This window comes from Parasaccharibacter sp. TMW 2.1891 (assembly GCF_023337675.1).
Lineage (GTDB): Bacteria > Pseudomonadota > Alphaproteobacteria > Acetobacterales > Acetobacteraceae > Bombella > Bombella apis.
This window is the reverse complement of record NZ_QORT01000001.1, coordinates 403,329-421,287: the sequence shown is the minus strand read 5'-3', so window position 1 is coordinate 421,287 and position 17,959 is coordinate 403,329. Positions and strand designations below refer to the sequence as shown.

Below are 17,959 nucleotides of genomic sequence, written 5' to 3'. Positions count from 1 at the left end.
CCGTGCATCAGAAGGGGCTGCCCCCAGCAGGAAGCAGCCCGCCTTCTCAGATCATCCTGCCGTGGCAGTGCTTGAATTTCTGCCCGGACCCGCAGGGACAGGGAGCATTGCGGGGGACCTCATTGAGCCAGCGGGCCAGCGTGGCCGTATCCAGCGCCTCCTCATCAGCGGGACCATCCTCCTCCATGAAGCCAGTCGGCCCCGGCGGCATGGACGGTGCCTCGCTGACGGGCTGGACATGCCCGACAGACTGCACGACACGCAGCCGCAGGTCCTCCAGCATGTATGTGAACATCTGGAAGGCTTCCTGCTTGTACTCGTTCAGCGGGTCACGCTGGGCATAAGCCCGCAGGCCAATCCCCTGACGCATCTGGTCCAGCCCGTGCAGATGTTCTTTCCATGCCGCATCGAATGATGTCAGAAGAATATGCTTCTCGATCAACCGCATCATTTCCGGGCCAACAGTCGCTGAACGGGCTGCATGGGCCTTCGTGGCTGTTTCTTCGATGCGGTCGATCAGATGCTCCTCATCCATGCCATCTTCTTTTGCCCAGTCGGCAATCGGCATGTCCAGATTCAGGATGCGATGCAGCTCACCAGCAAGGCCATCCACATCCCAGGCCTCCACAAAGGAATTCTCCGGAATATGGGCATGGACGAGCTCTTCAATCACCTTCCCCCGCATCTCGGCAATCACGCCAGACACATCGGCGGATGCCATATATTCACGGCGCTGGGCATAGACCTCCTTGCGCTGTGCATTCATGACATCATCGTATTTCAGCGTGTTCTTGCGCATGTCGAAGTTGCGGGCCTCGACCTTCTTCTGCGCCTTTTCCAGCGCACGGTTCAGCCACGGATGCACGATGGCCTCACCCCGCTTGAGACCCATCTTCTGCATCATCGCCCCCATGCGGTCGGAGCCGAAAATGCGGATGAGGTCATCCTGAAGGGAAAGGAAAAAGCGGGAATTGCCCGGGTCACCCTGACGGCCAGACCGCCCACGCAGCTGGTTGTCCACCCGGCGGCTCTCATGCCGCTCCGTCCCGATGACATACAGCCCACCAAGCTCGTGTACCCGCTTGTGGTCAACGGCCACCTGCGCCCGGACCTGTTCCGCAATGGCAGCCCGCTCAGCTTCATCCTCAATACCGGCAGTCTTTTCAGCCACCAGCATCTCGACATTGCCACCGAGCTTGATGTCCGTACCACGCCCTGCCATGTTCGTGGCTATGGTGATGGCACCCGGCGCACCGGCCTGTGCGATAATGCTGGCCTCACGCTCATGATGCCGGGCATTCAGCACATTATGCGGAATACGCTTCTGCCGCAGCAGGTGTGACAGAACCTCGCTCTGCTCGATGGAGGCCGTACCGACAAGAATGGGCTGGCCTGTCTCATGCACCTTGCGGACGAGTTCAGCCACGGCCTCATATTTCTCTTCCGCCGTGAGATAGACCTCGTCATCCGCATCCTTGCGGCGCACGGGCAGATTGGTCGGAATCTCCACGACCTGAAGATTGTAGATCTCGGCGAATTCATCAGCTTCCGTCATGGCCGTACCGGTCATGCCAGCCAGCTTGGGATAGAGACGGAAATAATTCTGGAAAGTGATGGAGGCCAGCGTCTGATTTTCCTGCTGGATTTCCACACCTTCCTTGGCTTCCAGCGCCTGATGCAGGCCATCAGAGTACCGGCGGCCATCCATCATGCGGCCCGTGAACTCGTCAATCAGCATCACCTTGTCGTCACGGACGATATAATCGACGTCCCTCGTAAAAAGCGTCCGGGCCCGCAGGGACTGCTGGACATGATGGACAACCGAGACGTTGTGGAGGTCATACAGACCGCCTTCACGCAGCAGGCCCGCCTCCTGAAGCAGCTCCTCGACACGGTCGGAGCCTTTTTCCGTCAGCGTGACAGTACGCAGCTTCTCATCCTTGTCATAAACATCCGGCTCTTTCACCAGCCGGGCAATCACGGCATCCACATGGCGATAAAGGTCGGAGCTGTCATCCGCCGGACCGGAAATGATGAGCGGCGTACGGGCCTCATCAATGAGGATGCTGTCCACCTCATCGACAATGGCAAAGCTGAAGGCACGCTGGACCATTTCATCCAGCGAATACTTCATGTTGTCCCGCAGATAGTCGAAGCCGAACTCGTTGTTCGTGCCGTATGTGATGTCCGCTCCATAGGCCGCACGGCGCTGGTCGTCCGTCAGGTTCGGGATGATCACGCCGGTGGTCAGGCCAAGGAAGCCGTAGAGGCGGGACATTTCCTCAGCGTCACGCTTCGCCAGATAATCATTGACGGTAACAACATGCACGCCCTTGCCAGACAAGGCATTCAGATAGACAGCCAGGGTCCCGACAAGGGTCTTGCCCTCACCCGTCCGCATCTCGGCAATCCGCCCATCATGCAGGACCATGCCCCCGATGAGCTGCACATCAAAATGACGCATCCCCAGCACACGGCGGGAGGCCTCACGACAGACAGCAAAGGCCTCGTCCAGGAGATCATCAAGGGAGGCACCCTCAGCCAGACGCTGGCGGAATTCCGCAGTTTTACCCTTCAGTTCATCATCCGTGAGAGCCTGCATCTGCGGCTCCAGAGCATTGATCTCCGGCACGCGCCGCTGATACTTCTTGAGTGAGCGGTCGTTGGAGTGGCCGAAGAGGGCGCGAGCAAGGCGTGAAAGCATGAGTTACCCTGAAAATTTTGCCACCAGCAACCATGTGCGCCCCTCTCCCCTGTGGGAAACAAGGAAACGCCCGCTGCGGATGGTCACAACGCTTTTCATATCATGTCCGACATAAGGGCCCTCGTCATCATGGTCAATGGGAAAGCCCCCGTCCGGCTTCCGGACGCAGCGCAATTCTCCGCTTTTTCCCCTGTCAGGCACCAGCAGCCCAACCTGACGTCCGTACCAACATAAAATATAGGCAATACTTCGCCTTTCCGGCACCAAAGCCCTTGCTAGGGCAGGCAGGCTTTGTCATGGTGAAAGGGCTGAGTTTTAACAGATCGAAATGATGAGGTCTTACATGCGGCTTTCCCGCTCTCTTCTCCTGTGCACGGCCCTTATCGGGGGTGTCTCCTCTTCTGCCTCGCTGACAGCGCAGGCCGTGGCCGCCGACGCCCAGCCGGCCCCCGCCGCACAGCCGCAGGCCAAGCCCGCAGCAGACCCGAACATGCTGCTCGCCACCGTGAATGACCAGAAGATCACCCTGGGCGATGTCCAGCGCGCTGCTGCCACCCTGCCGCCGGAGGCGCGCCAGCTCCAGCCGGCCGTCATCATTCCGCTCCTGATCAACCAGCTCATCGACCAGAAGGCCATCCAGCTCCAGGCGGACAAGGCCGGTCTGGCCAGCAAGCCGGCTGTCAAGGCTGCCATGGAAGCAGCAGCAAACAATGTGCTCCAGAATGCCTATCTGGAGGAGCAGGTTGCACCGAAGCTGACGGACGATGCCCTGAAGGCCTACTATCAGGAGCATTTCGCCTCCAAGAAGCCTGAGGAGGAAGTCCATGCCCGCCACATCCTCGTGGATAGCGAGGCCAAGGCTGAAGGGATCATCCGGCAGCTGAACAAGGGGGCCGACTTTGCCAAGCTGGCTGGCCGTCTCTCCACGGACAAGGCATCCGGCGGCACGAATGGTGGCGATCTTGGCTGGTTCAAGCGTGGGGACATGATCCCGGATTTCTCCAACGCCGCTTTTGCCATGAAGTCCGGCACCATCACCCAGAAGCCGGTCCATACCCAGTATGGCTGGCACGTGATCCAGGTTCTGGGGACCCGCACGGCCCCCGTGCCGAGCTTTGAGCAGGTGCGTGACCAGATCCGCCGCGACCTGATCCGCCAGGAAGTCCGCAAGGTGGTGGAAGCTGCCGAGAAGCAGGCCCGAATCGTGCATTATGATGCCAAGGGCCAGCCCATCACCAGTGCACCGGCACCTGCCGCTGCCCCGGCACAGGCAACACACTGAGCCATGGCCAAACCATACCCCCGCTCCCCACTGGCACTCTCACTGCCCAAGCTGACCTCGATTGCCGGGGTGCGGCTCAGTGGTGTGGAGGCCAACATCCGCTACAGCGGGCGGACCGACCTCATGCTGGTCGAGTTCGCCCCTGGCACGACGGCCGCAGGTGTCTATACCCGCAATCTCTGCCCGGGGGCTCCCATCCCCTGGTGTCGCCGTGCGCTCGCCAGCACGCCCCATGCCCGGGCGCTGCTGGTGAACTCCGGCAATGCAAATGTCTTCACCGGTCGTGCCGGGGAAGAGGCCGTGGTAGCCTGTGCCGGAGAGGTCGCCCATCAGCTGGGCTGCCCTGTCGAGGATGTCTTCCTGGCCTCTACCGGGGTGATTGGCGAGACGCTTCCCTACAAGAAGATCCTCTCTGCCCTGCCCGCAGCCATTGAAGCCCTGCATGTTGATGGATGGGAAGAAGCGGCCCGGGCCATCATGACCACGGACACCTTCCCCAAGGCGGCCCGTCGTGAAGTGAAGATCGGCAGCACAACGGTCTGCCTCCAGGGCATAGCCAAGGGGTCGGGCATGGTTGCGCCGGACATGGCCACCATGCTGGCCTACGTCGCCACAGATGCCTCCCTGCCCCAGCCGGTCCTTCAGGCCCTGCTGGAAGAAGGCGTGGGGCCGAGCTTCAACTCCATCACGGTGGACTCTGATACCTCTACATCCGACATGCTGATGCTTTTTGCCACCGGGCAGGCCGAGCATGAAGAGATCGGCAGTTATGAGGATGCCGCCCTAGCGGAATTCCGCACGGCCCTGAAGGACCTGCTCCATGAGCTGGCTCTGCTGGTCGTCCGTGATGGCGAGGGTGCCACCAAGCTGATCCGTGTCGATGTGCAGGAAGCTCAGGATGACGGGTCCGCCCGCAGGATCGCCATGGCCATTGCCAATTCTCCGCTGGTGAAAACCGCCATTGCCGGAGAGGATGCCAACTGGGGGCGTATTGTCATGGCCGTTGGCAAGAGTGGTGAGCCTGCCGACAGGGACCGCCTTTCCATTGCCATCGGGGACCACTGGGTGGCCAGCCAGGGCAGTGTGAAGGACCATGATGTCGAGGCGCTGAATGCCTACATGCGCCAGCAGGAGATCACGATCACGGCAGATCTGGGGCTTGGATCCGGCCGTGCGAGCGTCTGGACCTGTGATCTGACACACGGTTACATCGACATAAACGGCTCATACAGAAGCTGATACCGGGGGCATTTCCGCCCATATCCGGCAGGGTCAACCCCCAGTTGCGGACGGGGGCAGGCCCTGCCCCGGCAGGCACCGGTACCCCCCGGGGTGATAGGGGACCGGGACAATCAGAAAACAACATCGATGACCATGACAGGGCTTGTATATGGCAGGGCGGACCGCTAGAGCTCAGATATTGCTGCGCGTTCTGTTTGCGCCTGTCACGTCGGAAAAACGAGGAACGGTTCCATGTCCGCAAAGAAACATGTCGTCATTCTGGGAGGTGGTGTTGGCGGGCTGGAAGCCGCAACCCAGCTCAGCCACAACTCCCATGTCCGCATTACCCTGATTGATCAGAACGCCGTCCATATCTGGAAGCCTGTCCTGCATGAGCTGGCATCCGGCACGATCGGCCAGAAAGGCAACCTGTTCGCCTTCAATGAGCTTTCCAAACGTTTCGGCTTCTCCTTCATCCAGAGCACGCTGGACACCATCGACAGCACAACAAAGACGCTGAACCTGGAAAACGGGCAGGTCCTGAATTACGATCTGCTCATCGTGGCTCTAGGCTCCTGCGCAAACGACTTCGGCACGCCCGGGGCGAAAGAAAACTGCCTCTTCCTCAATACCCTGGCTGATGCCAACGCCATCCACGACCGTTTCCGTACGCTCATCGAGCGGGCGCAGCTGACAAACAAGCCTGTCCACCTGAACATTGTTGGGGGTGGTGCCACTGGGGTGCAGCTGGCTGCCGAGCTCTGCCAGGCCATCGACAGCACTCCCGGCCTTGGCCCCTCTGCCCGCAAAAGGCTGCTCAGGCCCACGCTGATCGAGGCGCAGGACAGACTGCTGCCGCCTTTCCCCGAGCAGGTTTCGGCCGAGGCCAAGGCCGAACTGGAGAAGCTGGGATTCGATGTCATCACCGGCGGCATGGTCAGTGAGGTCGGCTGCGGATACATCGCCCTCAAGGATGGCCGGCGCATCGAGTCCGACTTCCCCATCTGGGCTGCTGGGGTGAAAGCCTGCGTGGCGACCTCTCTCCTGAAGAATCTTGAGCTCAGCCGCAGCGGGCAGATCATGGTCACCAACACGCTCCAGACCACGAAAGACCCGTCCATCTATGCCATCGGTGACTGCGCCCGCATGGAGGTCAACCCCACAGCCCCCACGGCGCAGGCCGCCCGGCAGGAAGGCCGTTATGTCGGCCGGGTTGCCATTCCCCGCCAGCTGGCTGGCAAGGCAGCGGTCCCGTTCGTCTATAACGACCGTGGCGCCGTCGTGGCTCTGGGGCGGTACAATGCCTGGGGCATGTGGCCCTCCAAGAAGGGGTTCGGCGGCCATGGCTTTGGAGCCCAGCTGGCCCGCTTCATCCATGAAGGTCTGTTCCGCCAGCACCAGATGGGCATCAGCGGTCTTTTCCGTACCGTCTGTGCAGCCCTCGGCGAACGCTTCAAGCCCAACAATCCTGATCTGAACGGCAAGAAACCGTCAGCACAGCCGGAACAGGACTGAAGCGGCCCTTCCTCCCAACCCGGCAGCCCCCTTCACGGCAGGTGAAGGGGGTTTGCCCTGCGGGGGCTCAAAAAGGCCTGTACACTCCACCATCAAGGTTTCTCACCAGGACGGCACAAGGCGCAAGACAGTTGCCGGGAGACCTTTTATACTCGGGCTCTGTGCCATCATGATCCGTACCGCCAGAAAAGGGCAGCCCCATTCTGCTCCCCTTGCGGCGACAGGGGAACGCCTGCCATGACCCTATCCTGTACAGCTTCCACCGGTTCTATCGAACAGCAGATCATCAAAAACGGTTTTGCCTTTCTCCCCGCTCGACAGGCCAGAGCGTGGCTGGAGCCCAGCGGCCTGAAAGACTGGCAGGGTTTTGCTGAAAGCTGGAATGATCTGGGCATGGACCTCTACATGGCTGATGGCGGGCGCTACCGCCGTCGTCGCTATGGGACCTTTTCCATCACCGGGAACAGTCTGACCCGCAAGGACCATCAGCCCCATTATCAGAGCCGGGATTACAATCTGCTCAATGGCGGGGTAGAACGCTGGTTCAGTCCCATCACTGACGAGATGGGGCGACATCCGGCCCTTGCGGCCATTCTCCAGGCCACCTCCACCATGGCGGACCACCTCTCCCCGGAACGACCCCAGCCAGCCCCGTGGCATGTGGAGGTCCATCAGTTCCGCATCGAGGCCGCCAGCGATGCAGAGGCTCTTCCCACGCCGGAAGGGATGCATCGTGATGGCGTGGACTGGGTTTTCGTCTTCATGGTCAACCGCTGCAACATACGGGAAGGCGTCACGAGCATCCATGCGCTGGACCAGCAGACCGTATTGGGGTCCTTCACCCTGACAGAGCCGCTGGATACTGCCATTGTGGACGATCACCGTGTCTATCACGGCGTGACGGCGGTAGAACCGGAAGACCCCACCCTGCCCGCCTACCGTGACGTGCTCGTCGTCACCTTGCGGTATGAATGAACACAACCCCGTTACCCTGCCATTCATGGCGGGCTTCCCTGTCTTTTCCTGACCCGTCCCCCAGAGGATAACGACGCCATGACCCGTTCATCACCTGTTCCTGTCCGCCTCCGTGGCCTTGCCGGAAACCTGTGCCGTTCCGCCATCGTCATGGGTCTCTTCGGTTTCATCCAGACCAGCCCGGCCGAGGCGGCCAGCCAGAAGCATCCGTCACGTCATCATCATTCAGCACAGCACTCCAGCACGACACCCGTGGAGCTGAAAGCCCAGCCCGGCACGGAGCTGGACAGGCAGGCCCGCAGCCTGAATGCAGACCTTCTGGACGATGCGGCCCGCCACAACGAGACACCCATCGTCCTGACAGGGACAGCCAAACTCGCCCCAAAGCAGAAAAACATGATCCTGTTCGTGCAGCTGCAATCATACCGCCTCTGCGGGTCTGCAGGCTGTACCACCTCCATCTATCGCAGGAATGGCAACAAATGGGACACACTGCTGGACAGCGTGAACGGTTCCATCCGTATTGCCCGCCAGCGTCACAACGGTCTGGCTGACATCATTATTGATGGCAACGACCGCTGGGTATTTGACGGGCAGAAATACGAGGACACTCTCAACAGCCCCTGATTCTTCGGGCCCCACCGTCATGTTGGCAGGCGCTGGGGCCCTTTTTCATCTTTCTGCAAAGGAATGACAAAATCCGGCTGATACCGGAGAAAATATTTTTTACAGTTTTTTATATAGATATAATCATATCATTATATGATAAATACAATACATTAACTTGCCGTCACCTTTAGCTCTCAATAATACCCATCTCCGCCCACTTCTATACTTTACATATAACATCATGCTTATATGTGTATGGGATTGATATTTTCGTCAAGTTTTTTTACCCATGGCGCTCCTTCAACAGACAGAAAACGGGGACCAGACCACAGCCCCCCAATGAGCCAGCGCCATGCCTTCTTCCACCACGCCCTTCTCTTCCGTAGCTGACCGGACACCTCTCATCCTTGATGGTGGCATGGGGCGGGAGCTGCACCGCATGGGAGCCCCGTTCCGCCAGCCGGAATGGTCAGCCCTCAGCCTGATAGAGCGGCCCGATCTGGTGCAGCAGGCCCATGAGAACTTCCTCAAGGCCGGGGCGCATGTCATCACGACCAACAGCTATGCCGTCGTGCCATTCCATATCGGTGAGGAACGTTTTGCCGCACGGGGCGAGGAACTGGCCCGCCTCTCCGGCCATCTGGGACGGCAGGCCATTGCAGCACAGGCCCAGGGTGGAAAGCCGTCTCTTCTGGCCGGTTCCCTGCCCCCGGCTGGTGGTTCTTACCGTCCCGACCTGTTCACCCCCCAGAAGGCAAAGGCTATCCTGACGCCGCTCATCCGTGGGCTGGCACCCTCGGCCGATCTCTGGCTGGCAGAAACACAGAGCAGCATCGCCGAACTGCAGACAGCCCACAGGCTCGTCCAGCAGAGCACGGACGATGCACGCCCCTTCTGGGGAAGTTTCACGCTGGATGATTCCGATCCCGCCGCTCTCATCCACCAGCACGCCCCGGTCCGCCTGCGGTCGGGTGAACTGCTGGAAGAAGCCGTGGAAGCCGCCCTTCAGCTGAAGCTGGAGGCCCTGCTCTTCAACTGCAGCGACCCCCGCATCATGGAAACGGCCCTGCACACAGCCCGAAAGGTGCTGAAGACACACGGTGATTCCACCACCCTGAAACTGGGCGTGTATGCCAACGGTTTCGCCCACAACCATCATGACGGCGAAGGCGAAGGAGCCAATGAAAGCATCACTCCACTGGATGGCACGCTGACATCCCAGCGTTACGCCGACTTCGCCCAGCACTGGCTTGCTGCCGGGGCCGACATCATCGGGGGCTGCTGTGGCATCGGGCCGGAGCATGTCGCCGCCCTCGCCGCCCGTTTTTCCTGACCTGCTGACCCACCGCCCATTTCGCACTCTGGAGACACCACAATGCCCCGCCTGCATGGCTCTCACCGTCTGCCTGCCTCCCTGCTGTCCCTCTCCTGGCTTATGGGGTCATGCGGCATGGGCCTTGGCCTCGCCACGGCCCTGTCAGGCTCACTATCCACCGCCAGAGCCGCCACAGTGACAGGCACGACCACGACCTCCCCAGCGGCCAGCAAAAAGACACAGGCCCGCAAGAGCACATCCACAACCCGCCACAGGCCCCATGCCATCAATGCCAGATCAGCCGAACATCTGACCGTCCACCGGACAAACACACCGCTGAAACGGGCACGGGCCAGCACCTCACCGGTGGATATCGTCACGGCACAGCAGCTCCAGCGCACGGGGCAGCTGAACGTGGCGGAAGCTCTGGCCCGCATCAATCCGTCCATCACCATCAGTGCAGCAGGGTATGACGCCTCGGCCCTGACCTCCTCCATCCGCCTGCGGGGGCTGAACCCCAACCACACGCTCGTGCTCGTCAACGGCATACGCCGCCACACCACGGCGAACATCAGTGCCGACAGCGGGCCGGAGGAAGGCTCCAGCCCGGTGGACCTGAACATGATCCCCCCGGAAGCCATCGACCATATCGAAATCCTGCGGGACGGTGCCGCCTCCCGCTACGGGGCGGACGGGCTGGCCGGTGTCATCAACATCGTGCTGAAAAAGGACGTCAGAAGCTCCGACATTGATGCCCAGACAGGCGCAAATGCCTATAACGGCGATGGCTGGCAGTACCAGTTCGGCTTCGACAAGGGCCTAGCCCTGGGCGAGGACGGGTACGTCAATCTGGCCGGGCAGATGTACCATACCGACCATTTCATCCAGAAAGGTCTGGACGTCCGCACGAACCGTTATGACGACCCGGCCCTCAGCCTTGCCGAGGAAACCCGCCAGACCCTCAGCCTCAATTTCGGCAAGCATTTCACCCAATCCCTGGAAGGCTACGGCTTTGTCACCTACGCCCACCGTCACGGTGAAGGCTTCCAGGATTACCGGACGCCGGACACGTTCCCGCAATATTATCCCGACGGGTTTTCTCCCATCGAGGCCATGGAGGAACAGGACTACGCCGTCACACTGGGGCTGAAGGGCCGCCTGCCTGCCGGGTTCCACTGGGATGCCAACACGACATACGGGGCCGATGATGACCACATGACCCTGAAGAACAGTGGCAGCCCGGCCTATTATGCCGATTATGGCACATCCCCCACGAAGGTCCGGACGGAACGCTTCAAGAACGAACAGTGGAACAACACGCTGAACATCAGCCGCAGGTTCGCCTTTGCTCCCGGCCGCTCGCTGGACCTCTCCTTCGGCGCCCAGCACAGGCTGGAGAAATACACCATCGGGGCCGGTGAGCCTGCCTCCTACTACAAGGGTGGTCTCCAGGGCTTTGCGGGCCTGATGCCGCAGAATGCGGGATCATGGACCCGCAACGTCTGGGCGGGCTACATTGATGCGGACTTCCACCCGCTCCGGCATCTCGATGTCGATTTCGGCGGGCGGTATGAGCATTATACCGATTCCGGCAATGCCGAGACGGGCAAGATCGCCGCCCGGTATGACGTGACGAAACGCTTTGCCCTGCGAGCCACCATCAGCAACGGCTACCGTGCTCCCACCCTGCTGGAGCAGCATTACAGCGTGCTCAGCGTCATCCCCAACGGGGCCTCGGCCAGTCTGCCTGTCAGTTCCGCAGCGGCCAGCTCCCTCGGGGCCCAGCGGCTGAAGGCGGAACGCTCCACCAACGCCAGCGGCGGCATCGTGCTGGAACCCGTCACGAACCTTCATGTCTCGGCTGACGTGTACCAGATCAACATCCGCAACCGCATCTCACCGGGCGGCAGCTTCCAGGGCAGTGCGGCAGAAAATGCCATCGCCCTGATGGGGGCCTCCCTGCCCGGCGGGCTGGACCCGGACAACGTCACAGCCACCTACTTCACCAACGGGGCCAGCACCCGCACGCAGGGGCTGGACATCATGGCCGATTACGCCCTGAAGCTGCACCGCTACGGGTCACTCAATCTCAGCCTGGCCCTCAATCTGAACCGCACCCGCATCCACCATCTCAACACCTATGCGGACGGATCGCCCATCCTCAATGCCCAGCAGATCGGCTACCTCACCACGGCGTCACCCCGCAGCAAGATCGTTCTCAACGCATACTGGAAGCTGAACCGCTGGAATGTGAACCTCCGCCAGACACGCTATGGCGAGACGGTCAACAACGTGACCTATCAGGACCAGGCCCCGGCGGCCCTGCAATATTCGCAGAGCCAGTTCCACCGCTTCGTGAACACACCTGCCTGGCTGACGGACCTTGAGGTCGGCTTCCAGGCCACGAAGCGCATCCATCTGGCCGTCGGCGGGAACAACCTCTTCAACGTCCGGCCCCGCCGGATGCCGCTGGAAAACTCCTACACCGGCTCACTGTTCTACGACAACAATTCCGCCGGTATCCCCATGACGGGCGGCTATTACTACGGGCGCATCAACATCAGCCTGTAACCCCGGAGACAGGCACGGACCACGACAGGGCAGACCACCATGTTCTCAGCGATCGAGCAGCACACCATCCACCCCATCCCCGCCTCGGACAGGCGGGGCCGCCCGCGGGACCAGTTCACCATCTGGTTCAGCACCAACATGACGCTGCTGACGGTCGTGACGGGTGCGCTGGGGCCGTTGCAGTGCCACATCTCCTTCACTCTCACGGCCCTTGCCTTCCTGCTTGGCAGCCTGCTCGGGGCTGTCTTCATGGCCCTTCATGCCGTGCAGGGGCCACGGCTTGGCGTGCCGCAGATGATCCAGAGCCGGGGGCAGTTCGGCGCATGGGGGGCCATGCCGGTCATCCTGATGGTCGTCGTCATGTATGTCAGCTTCGTCGCCTCCAACTGCGTGGTGGGCGGCGATGCGCTGCGGAGTGTCCTGCCCTCGCTGGGAGCACATCCGGCCATCCTCATCATGGCCGTCCTCAGCCTGCTGCCCTGCATCATCGGCTACCGGACGATCGAGATATTCTCCTCGGCGGTTTCCTTCATCACGACGGCCGTCATCCTGCTCTGCTTCTTTGTCGGGCTGGCGAGCCTGCCACACGGGCAGGCCTTTCTGGCAGACATGCACGGCTCCTTTGCCGGGTTTCTCCAGGCCTTTTCCATCGCCGTGCTCTGGCAGATCGCCACGGCTCCCTATGTCTCCGATTCCTCACGCTACCTGCCGGATGAGAAGGCCAGCTATCCCCGCATCTTCCTCGCCTGTTATGGCGGCACGGTCGGCGGAACCTTTCTGGCGATGGCAGCGGGGGCCTTCCTCAGTGCCGCCACAGGGCTATCACCCGCCGTCGCCATCACTCACATGACGGGACCATGGGCAGGGCTGATCATCCTCGTCCTGGGGCTGTCCATCGCCTTCGCCAATGCCATGGACCTCTACTGCTGCACGCTCTCCCTCATCACGCTGCTGCACAGCTGCCGCACCAGCTGGCAGCCACGGGGGCGCAGCCGCCTCATCATCACCCTGCTGATCATCCTGACAGCCACGGCGATGGCCCTTTTCATGGCGAAGTCCTTCAATGCCGCCTACAGCGCCCTGCTGGACCTGCTCATGGCCGTCATGATCCCGTGGACAGCCATCAACCTCTCGGACTTCTACCTCATCCGCAAAGGGGACTATCATGTCCCATCCTTTTTCGAACGGGATGGCGGGGTCTATGGGCTTGTGAACGGCCCGGCCCTGTTCAGCTACGGGCTGGGGATTCTGGCGGAAATTCCCTTCCTCAACCTGTCCTTCTATCACGGCCCGCTGCTGGAGCGGCTGCATGGCGTGGACATCTCATGGCTGACGGCCCTGCTCGTCTCCACGCTCAGCTATCTTCTGCTGGCACGGTACGGAAAAGCCCACCACACCCAACAACCGGGCGGATGAAGAGACGACCTTCTGGTTTTCAGGGGAAAGACTGGAGCGGATGAGGGGAATCGAACCCCCGTATGCAGCTTGGGAAGCTGCCGTTCTACCATTGAACTACATCCGCTTCGTGGGGCCTCTTATACCGGCTGGCAAAACCCTGCGCAATCCCCTTTCCATCATATTTTCCAGCAGAGTATCGCCCTTTCCCGAACATCTTCCAGCGAACCGTGACCGGTTCTCCTTGACGCCCCCTTCCACCGGGCGCATAGTCGGGGCGTGGCGTTGCTGGACGGTAACCCACCCTCGTGATTTGATAGGCCGGCTTGCGGCGAGGTAAAAGAACATGCGCTAAAGAGGCCCTGTTTCTCTCCCGCAGAATCAGGACTTCATACGGCCTCCATCCTAATCGGGCAGGCCGCCGGGTGGTCTGCCTCTTCAGCTGGAGGAACCCATGCCCTCTACCGACCAGTCCTTCCTCTCCTCCTGCCGCACCGACACACGTCTGCTGCACGAGGCCCGCAACCGCACCGAACATGGTGAAACGTCGGACGCCATCTTCCCGACCTCCGGTTTTGTCTATGACAGTGCAGAACAGGCCGAAGCCACCTTTGAAGGAACAATCCAGCATCTTCAGTATTCCCGCTATGGGAACCCCACGGTTGATGCGCTTCAGGATCGCCTTGCCCTGCTTGAAGGGGCCGAGGCCTGCCAGACGACATCCACCGGCATGGGGGCCGTCTCCTGTGCCCTGCTGGCCCAGCTGAAGGCTGGTGACCGTGTCGTGGCCAGCAGTGCGCTCTTCGGCTCCACACACTGGCTGCTGGACTCGCTGCTGCCCGGCTATGGCATCGAGACCGTCATGCTGGACGGCACCGACCTCAAGGCCTGGGAAGAGGCTCTTTCCAAACCCACCCAGGCCGTGCTGATCGAGACCCCCTCCAACCCGATGCTGGATGTTCTGGACATCCGCCACATTGCCGACCTTGCCCACAAGGCGGGGGCCATCTTCATGGTGGACAATGTCTTCGCCACACCTGTCGGCCAGAAGCCGCTGGAACTCGGGGCGGATGTCGTCATTTATTCCTGTACCAAGCATATTGACGGTCAGGGCCGTGTGATGGGCGGGGCCATTCTGGGCAGTCAGGAATGGATCACCGGAACACTCCAGCCCTTCGTCCGCAATACAGGCAACACGCTGTCTCCCTTCAATGCCTGGGTGCTGTCCAAGGGGCTGGAAACGCTGCGCCTGCGTGTGGAGGCCATGGCCCGCAATGCCGCCCGCCTTGCTGACGCCCTGAGCGAACTGCCCGGCATCACGTCCGTCCGCTATCCCGGCCGCAAGGATCATCCCCATGCCGACCTTGCCCGGAAACAGATGAGCAATGGCGGAACACTGGTGGCCTTCAGCGTCGCCAATGGCAAGAAAGGGGCGTTTGCCTGCCTCAACGCCTTCCGGCTCATTGCCATTTCCAACAATCTGGGGGATGCCCGCAGCCTTGCCACCCACCCCGCCACCACCACCCACCGCAAGCTGACACAGGAACAGCGTGATGCTCTGGGCATCACGGATGGGTCCATCCGCTTCTCGGTCGGGCTAGAAGATGTGGAGGACCTGATCGAGGACCTGCGCCGTGGGGCCGAAGCCGCCCGGCAGGCAGGCTGAACGACCCGGCCTGCAAGCCCGTCCCCGCACTCCCCGTGAACGGGACGGGCGGCCACGACAGGTCAGACATATGAAGACATTCCAGAATACCAGTAAGGAAAATCCGCCGCTCCTGACAGAATGACCTGACAAATCCCCATAATGATTCTAGTAAAGGCCCATGTCCGATAATTCCCTCCCCCCGGAAGGCCCGATGGCCGAGACGGAAACCCTCGAGATGGAGCCCATCACGTCCCTGCCCGCCTTTACGGCCCATACCGGCGACGTGACCGTGAATGTCCGCCCTTTCTGGGTTGATGAACATTCCGACCCGGAAGAACACCGTTATGTCTGGCTCTATCATGTGCTGATTGAAAACAGAGGCAAGGAGAGCATCCAGCTTCTCTCACGCAGCTGGACCATCACGGATGATCGGGGTGGGCGTGAAGACGTGCATGGTGAAGGCGTGGTGGGCGAGCAGCCCGTCATTGCTCCAGACAGCAGCTATCAATATACATCCGGAGCTGAACTCAAAACACCGAGCGGCTTCATGGAGGGCCTCTACCACATGGTCACTCCGGCCAGCGGCCATCGTTTTGATGTCACCGTGCCCGTATTCAGTCTGGACAGTCCCCATCACATGGGCATGACCCACTGACGGACAGCAGAAAAGGACCCGCCATCTTGAACGCCCCTCATGCCCGCCCGAAACACAGACGCATTGCCGCCCTTCTTCTGGCGGCGGGGCGTGGGCGGCGGTTCTCTGCCGGTGCCCCGCAGGAACAGGCCAACATAAGCAAGCAGTTCCATCTTCTGGCCGGGCAGCCGGTCATCCGGCACGCCGCCATGGCCCTGCTGCCGCATATCGATGTCCTCCAGCCGGTTGGCAGCGACCCGCTCCTGCCCGAGGCCCTGGCAGGGCTGGATGTCCTTCCCCCGGTCGAGGGCGGAGCCGAACGGCATGACAGCGTGCGGGCCGGACTGGAGGCCCTGGCAAAACTGCCCGAGCCGCCTGATGTCGTTCTCGTGCATGATGGTGCCCGCCCCTGCGTCCCGGCTGCTGTCATCACCCGTACCCTTGAGGCACTGGAGACCCATGAGGGTGTCATCCCGGCCCTGCCTGTCAGCGACACGCTGAAGAAGGTGGAGAATGGCCTCATCACCGGGACGGTCTCACGGGAAGGCCTCTGGCGTGCCCAGACCCCGCAGGGCTTCTCCTTCCCGCTGCTGCGGGACCTGCATGACCGGCACCGCACCGCCCTGACCGATGATGCCGGCCTGCTGGAGGCGGAAGGCCACAAGGTGGCGATCGTCATGGGTTCGGAAGACAATATCAAACTGACCGTTACGGAGGATCTGATGCGGCTTGAACGTGTAATTGAGGACCAGAAGACCCAGCCTGCGCAGGCTCCCGTTCTGCTGCCCCGTGTCGGTCTGGGCTACGATGTTCACGCCTTCGCCGAGGGCCGCAAGCTCATCCTCTGTGGCATCGAGATTCCTCATGAGAAGGGCCTTGCCGGTCACTCCGATGCCGATGTGGGCATCCATACGCTCTGCGACGCCATCTATGGTGCGCTGAATGAGGGCGACATTGGCCGTCACTTCCCCCCCACGGATGAGAAATGGCGTGACATGGATTCCGCCCGCTTCCTCATCCATGCCGGAGAGCTGATCCGCTCCAAAGGAGGAATGCTGGTCAATGCGGACCTGACGATCATCTGCGAGCGCCCGAAGATCGGCCCTCATGCCAAGGCCATGTGTGCCCGTCTTGCCGAGCTGCTGAAGGTCAGTCCCAGCCGCATTTCCGTCAAGGCCACGACTTCCGAGCGTCTGGGCTTCACGGGGCGGGAAGAAGGCATCGCCGCCACGGCTGCCGTCAGCATCATGGTGCCGGACAGCGGGGAGTAAGACGCTCCCTCCTTCCGCAGGGCCAGTCGTGAAAAAGCCCCTCCAGAGACCCGTTCTGGAGGGGCTTTTCCGTTCCATGAAATCACGCTTCCTGTCCGGTCAGGCTGCTTTCACCCGCCCCTGCGCCAGATGCAGGAAACGGAGCGCATCGGCAATGTCCGTGTTCCGCTTCTCAAGCAGTGTGGCGAGTTCCCTGTCGTGGCCCCATTTTTCCAGCTGACGGTATTCGTCGGCGTGGGCAAGATGCACGGCCTCGTCAAAGCTGACCACGTCATGCACCAGAGCCAGCGGCAGAAGCAGGCTGCCCATGATGGGCACCATGACACCCAGAGCCGTCAGCTGGGCAGGCTCCAGCTGCGACAGGTAATGCGTCAGGGCCTCGCCATAGGCGGCAGGCTGCTCCAGAGGCATGAGACCATCCGTCATGGCCGGATGCAGCCCCTGTTCCGCTGCCCAGGCCCGGATGCGGGCCGTCACGGCATCATCCTGCGCCACACTCCGGTAGCAGAGATTGTCATCAATGCCATAAGCGTGCAGGGCGGCTTCCATCGCTGCACGATCGGGCAGGATGCGCTCGATATGACTGCCCGCCATGCGGGTCAGGACCAGATCATCCGGGGTGAACTGGGCACCCTCGGCAATCTGACGCCATTCTTCCGCAAGGGCCTCTGCCAGAGCAGGAGATGACACGGCCAGGGCCGTTCCAGCAGGCAGCTTCACGGGCCTGCCATCCAGCAATGGTCCCTGCTGGCCAGACTCACCGACTGGCCCCACTGTCACCTGTTTCCAGAAACGCCTGTGCAACTGTGCCATGACGCT

Annotated in this window: 13 protein-coding genes, 1 tRNA gene and 1 riboswitch; of the genes, 11 read left to right on the top strand and 3 right to left on the bottom strand. The window is 61.3% G+C overall.

The window, feature by feature from the left end; translation table 11 throughout:
- Positions 1-46 precede the first annotated feature (46 nt).
- Positions 47-2,704, bottom strand: coding sequence for a preprotein translocase subunit SecA (gene secA, locus DTJ15_RS01815; protein WP_249109296.1), 2,658 nt, complete (start codon positions 2,702-2,704; stop codon positions 47-49).
- Positions 2,705-3,047: 343 nt separating this feature from the next.
- Here secA and DTJ15_RS01810 point away from each other — a divergent pair, with 343 nt between their 5' ends.
- From DTJ15_RS01810 to DTJ15_RS01775, 8 genes are all read left to right on the top strand, one after another.
- Positions 3,048-3,986 (top strand): peptidylprolyl isomerase, encoded by a 939-nt coding sequence (locus tag DTJ15_RS01810; RefSeq protein WP_043560875.1) that lies wholly within the window; start codon positions 3,048-3,050, stop codon positions 3,984-3,986.
- Positions 3,987-3,989: 3 nt separating this feature from the next.
- Positions 3,990-5,225, top strand: coding sequence for a bifunctional glutamate N-acetyltransferase/amino-acid acetyltransferase ArgJ (argJ, locus tag DTJ15_RS01805; RefSeq protein WP_249109294.1), 1,236 nt, complete (start codon positions 3,990-3,992; stop codon positions 5,223-5,225).
- A gap of 234 nt (positions 5,226-5,459) precedes the next feature.
- Positions 5,460-6,722 (top strand): NAD(P)/FAD-dependent oxidoreductase, encoded by a 1,263-nt coding sequence (locus DTJ15_RS01800; RefSeq protein ID WP_081562941.1) that lies wholly within the window; start codon positions 5,460-5,462, stop codon positions 6,720-6,722.
- Positions 6,723-6,959: 237 nt separating this feature from the next.
- A complete protein-coding gene (locus DTJ15_RS01795; RefSeq protein ID WP_249109292.1) occupies positions 6,960-7,697 on the top strand; it encodes a 2OG-Fe dioxygenase family protein in 738 nt (245 codons plus the stop codon).
- 78 nt (positions 7,698-7,775) lie between these two features.
- On the top strand, positions 7,776-8,324 hold the full coding sequence (locus DTJ15_RS01790; protein ID WP_052349154.1) for a hypothetical protein: 549 nt from the start codon (positions 7,776-7,778) through the stop codon (positions 8,322-8,324).
- Between the two features lie 334 nt (positions 8,325-8,658).
- Positions 8,659-9,639 carry a homocysteine S-methyltransferase family protein gene (locus DTJ15_RS01785; protein ID WP_249109290.1) on the top strand — a complete coding sequence of 327 codons (981 nt, stop codon included), beginning with the start codon at positions 8,659-8,661 and terminating at the stop codon, positions 9,637-9,639.
- A gap of 42 nt (positions 9,640-9,681) precedes the next feature.
- A complete protein-coding gene (locus DTJ15_RS01780) occupies positions 9,682-12,192 on the top strand; it encodes a TonB-dependent siderophore receptor (RefSeq protein WP_243831589.1) in 2,511 nt (836 codons plus the stop codon).
- Positions 12,193-12,231: 39 nt separating this feature from the next.
- Positions 12,232-13,608: a cytosine permease gene (locus DTJ15_RS01775; RefSeq protein WP_249109288.1), complete on the top strand. Its 1,377-nt coding sequence runs from the start codon at positions 12,232-12,234 to the stop codon at positions 13,606-13,608.
- A gap of 32 nt (positions 13,609-13,640) precedes the next feature.
- Here DTJ15_RS01775 and DTJ15_RS01770 read toward each other — a convergent pair.
- A tRNA-Gly gene (locus DTJ15_RS01770) sits at positions 13,641-13,714 on the bottom strand.
- Between the two features lie 168 nt (positions 13,715-13,882).
- Positions 13,883-13,963: riboswitch (SAM riboswitch) on the top strand.
- A 78-nt stretch (positions 13,964-14,041) separates the two neighbouring features.
- Between DTJ15_RS01770 and metZ the strand changes: the two genes are divergently transcribed.
- The 3 genes from metZ to ispF all read left to right on the top strand — a co-directional run bounded on the left by metZ (position 14,042) and on the right by ispF (position 17,140).
- On the top strand, positions 14,042-15,253 hold the full coding sequence (gene metZ, locus DTJ15_RS01765; RefSeq protein WP_043560889.1) for an O-succinylhomoserine sulfhydrylase: 1,212 nt from the start codon (positions 14,042-14,044) through the stop codon (positions 15,251-15,253).
- 160 nt (positions 15,254-15,413) lie between these two features.
- Entirely contained in the window at positions 15,414-15,890 is a 477-nt protein-coding gene (apaG, locus tag DTJ15_RS01760; protein ID WP_154981641.1) for a Co2+/Mg2+ efflux protein ApaG, read from the top strand.
- Between the two features lie 26 nt (positions 15,891-15,916).
- The gene (gene ispF, locus DTJ15_RS01755; protein ID WP_249109286.1) at positions 15,917-17,140 is read left to right on the top strand and encodes a 2-C-methyl-D-erythritol 2,4-cyclodiphosphate synthase; all 1,224 of its coding nucleotides are present in this window, start codon (positions 15,917-15,919) and stop codon (positions 17,138-17,140) included.
- Between the two features lie 99 nt (positions 17,141-17,239).
- On the opposite strand, the gene DTJ15_RS01750 is transcribed toward ispF, so the two are convergent.
- Positions 17,240-17,953, bottom strand: coding sequence for an ATP12 family protein (locus DTJ15_RS01750; protein ID WP_081562939.1), 714 nt, complete (start codon positions 17,951-17,953; stop codon positions 17,240-17,242).
- Between the last annotated feature and the right edge of the window lie 6 nt (positions 17,954-17,959).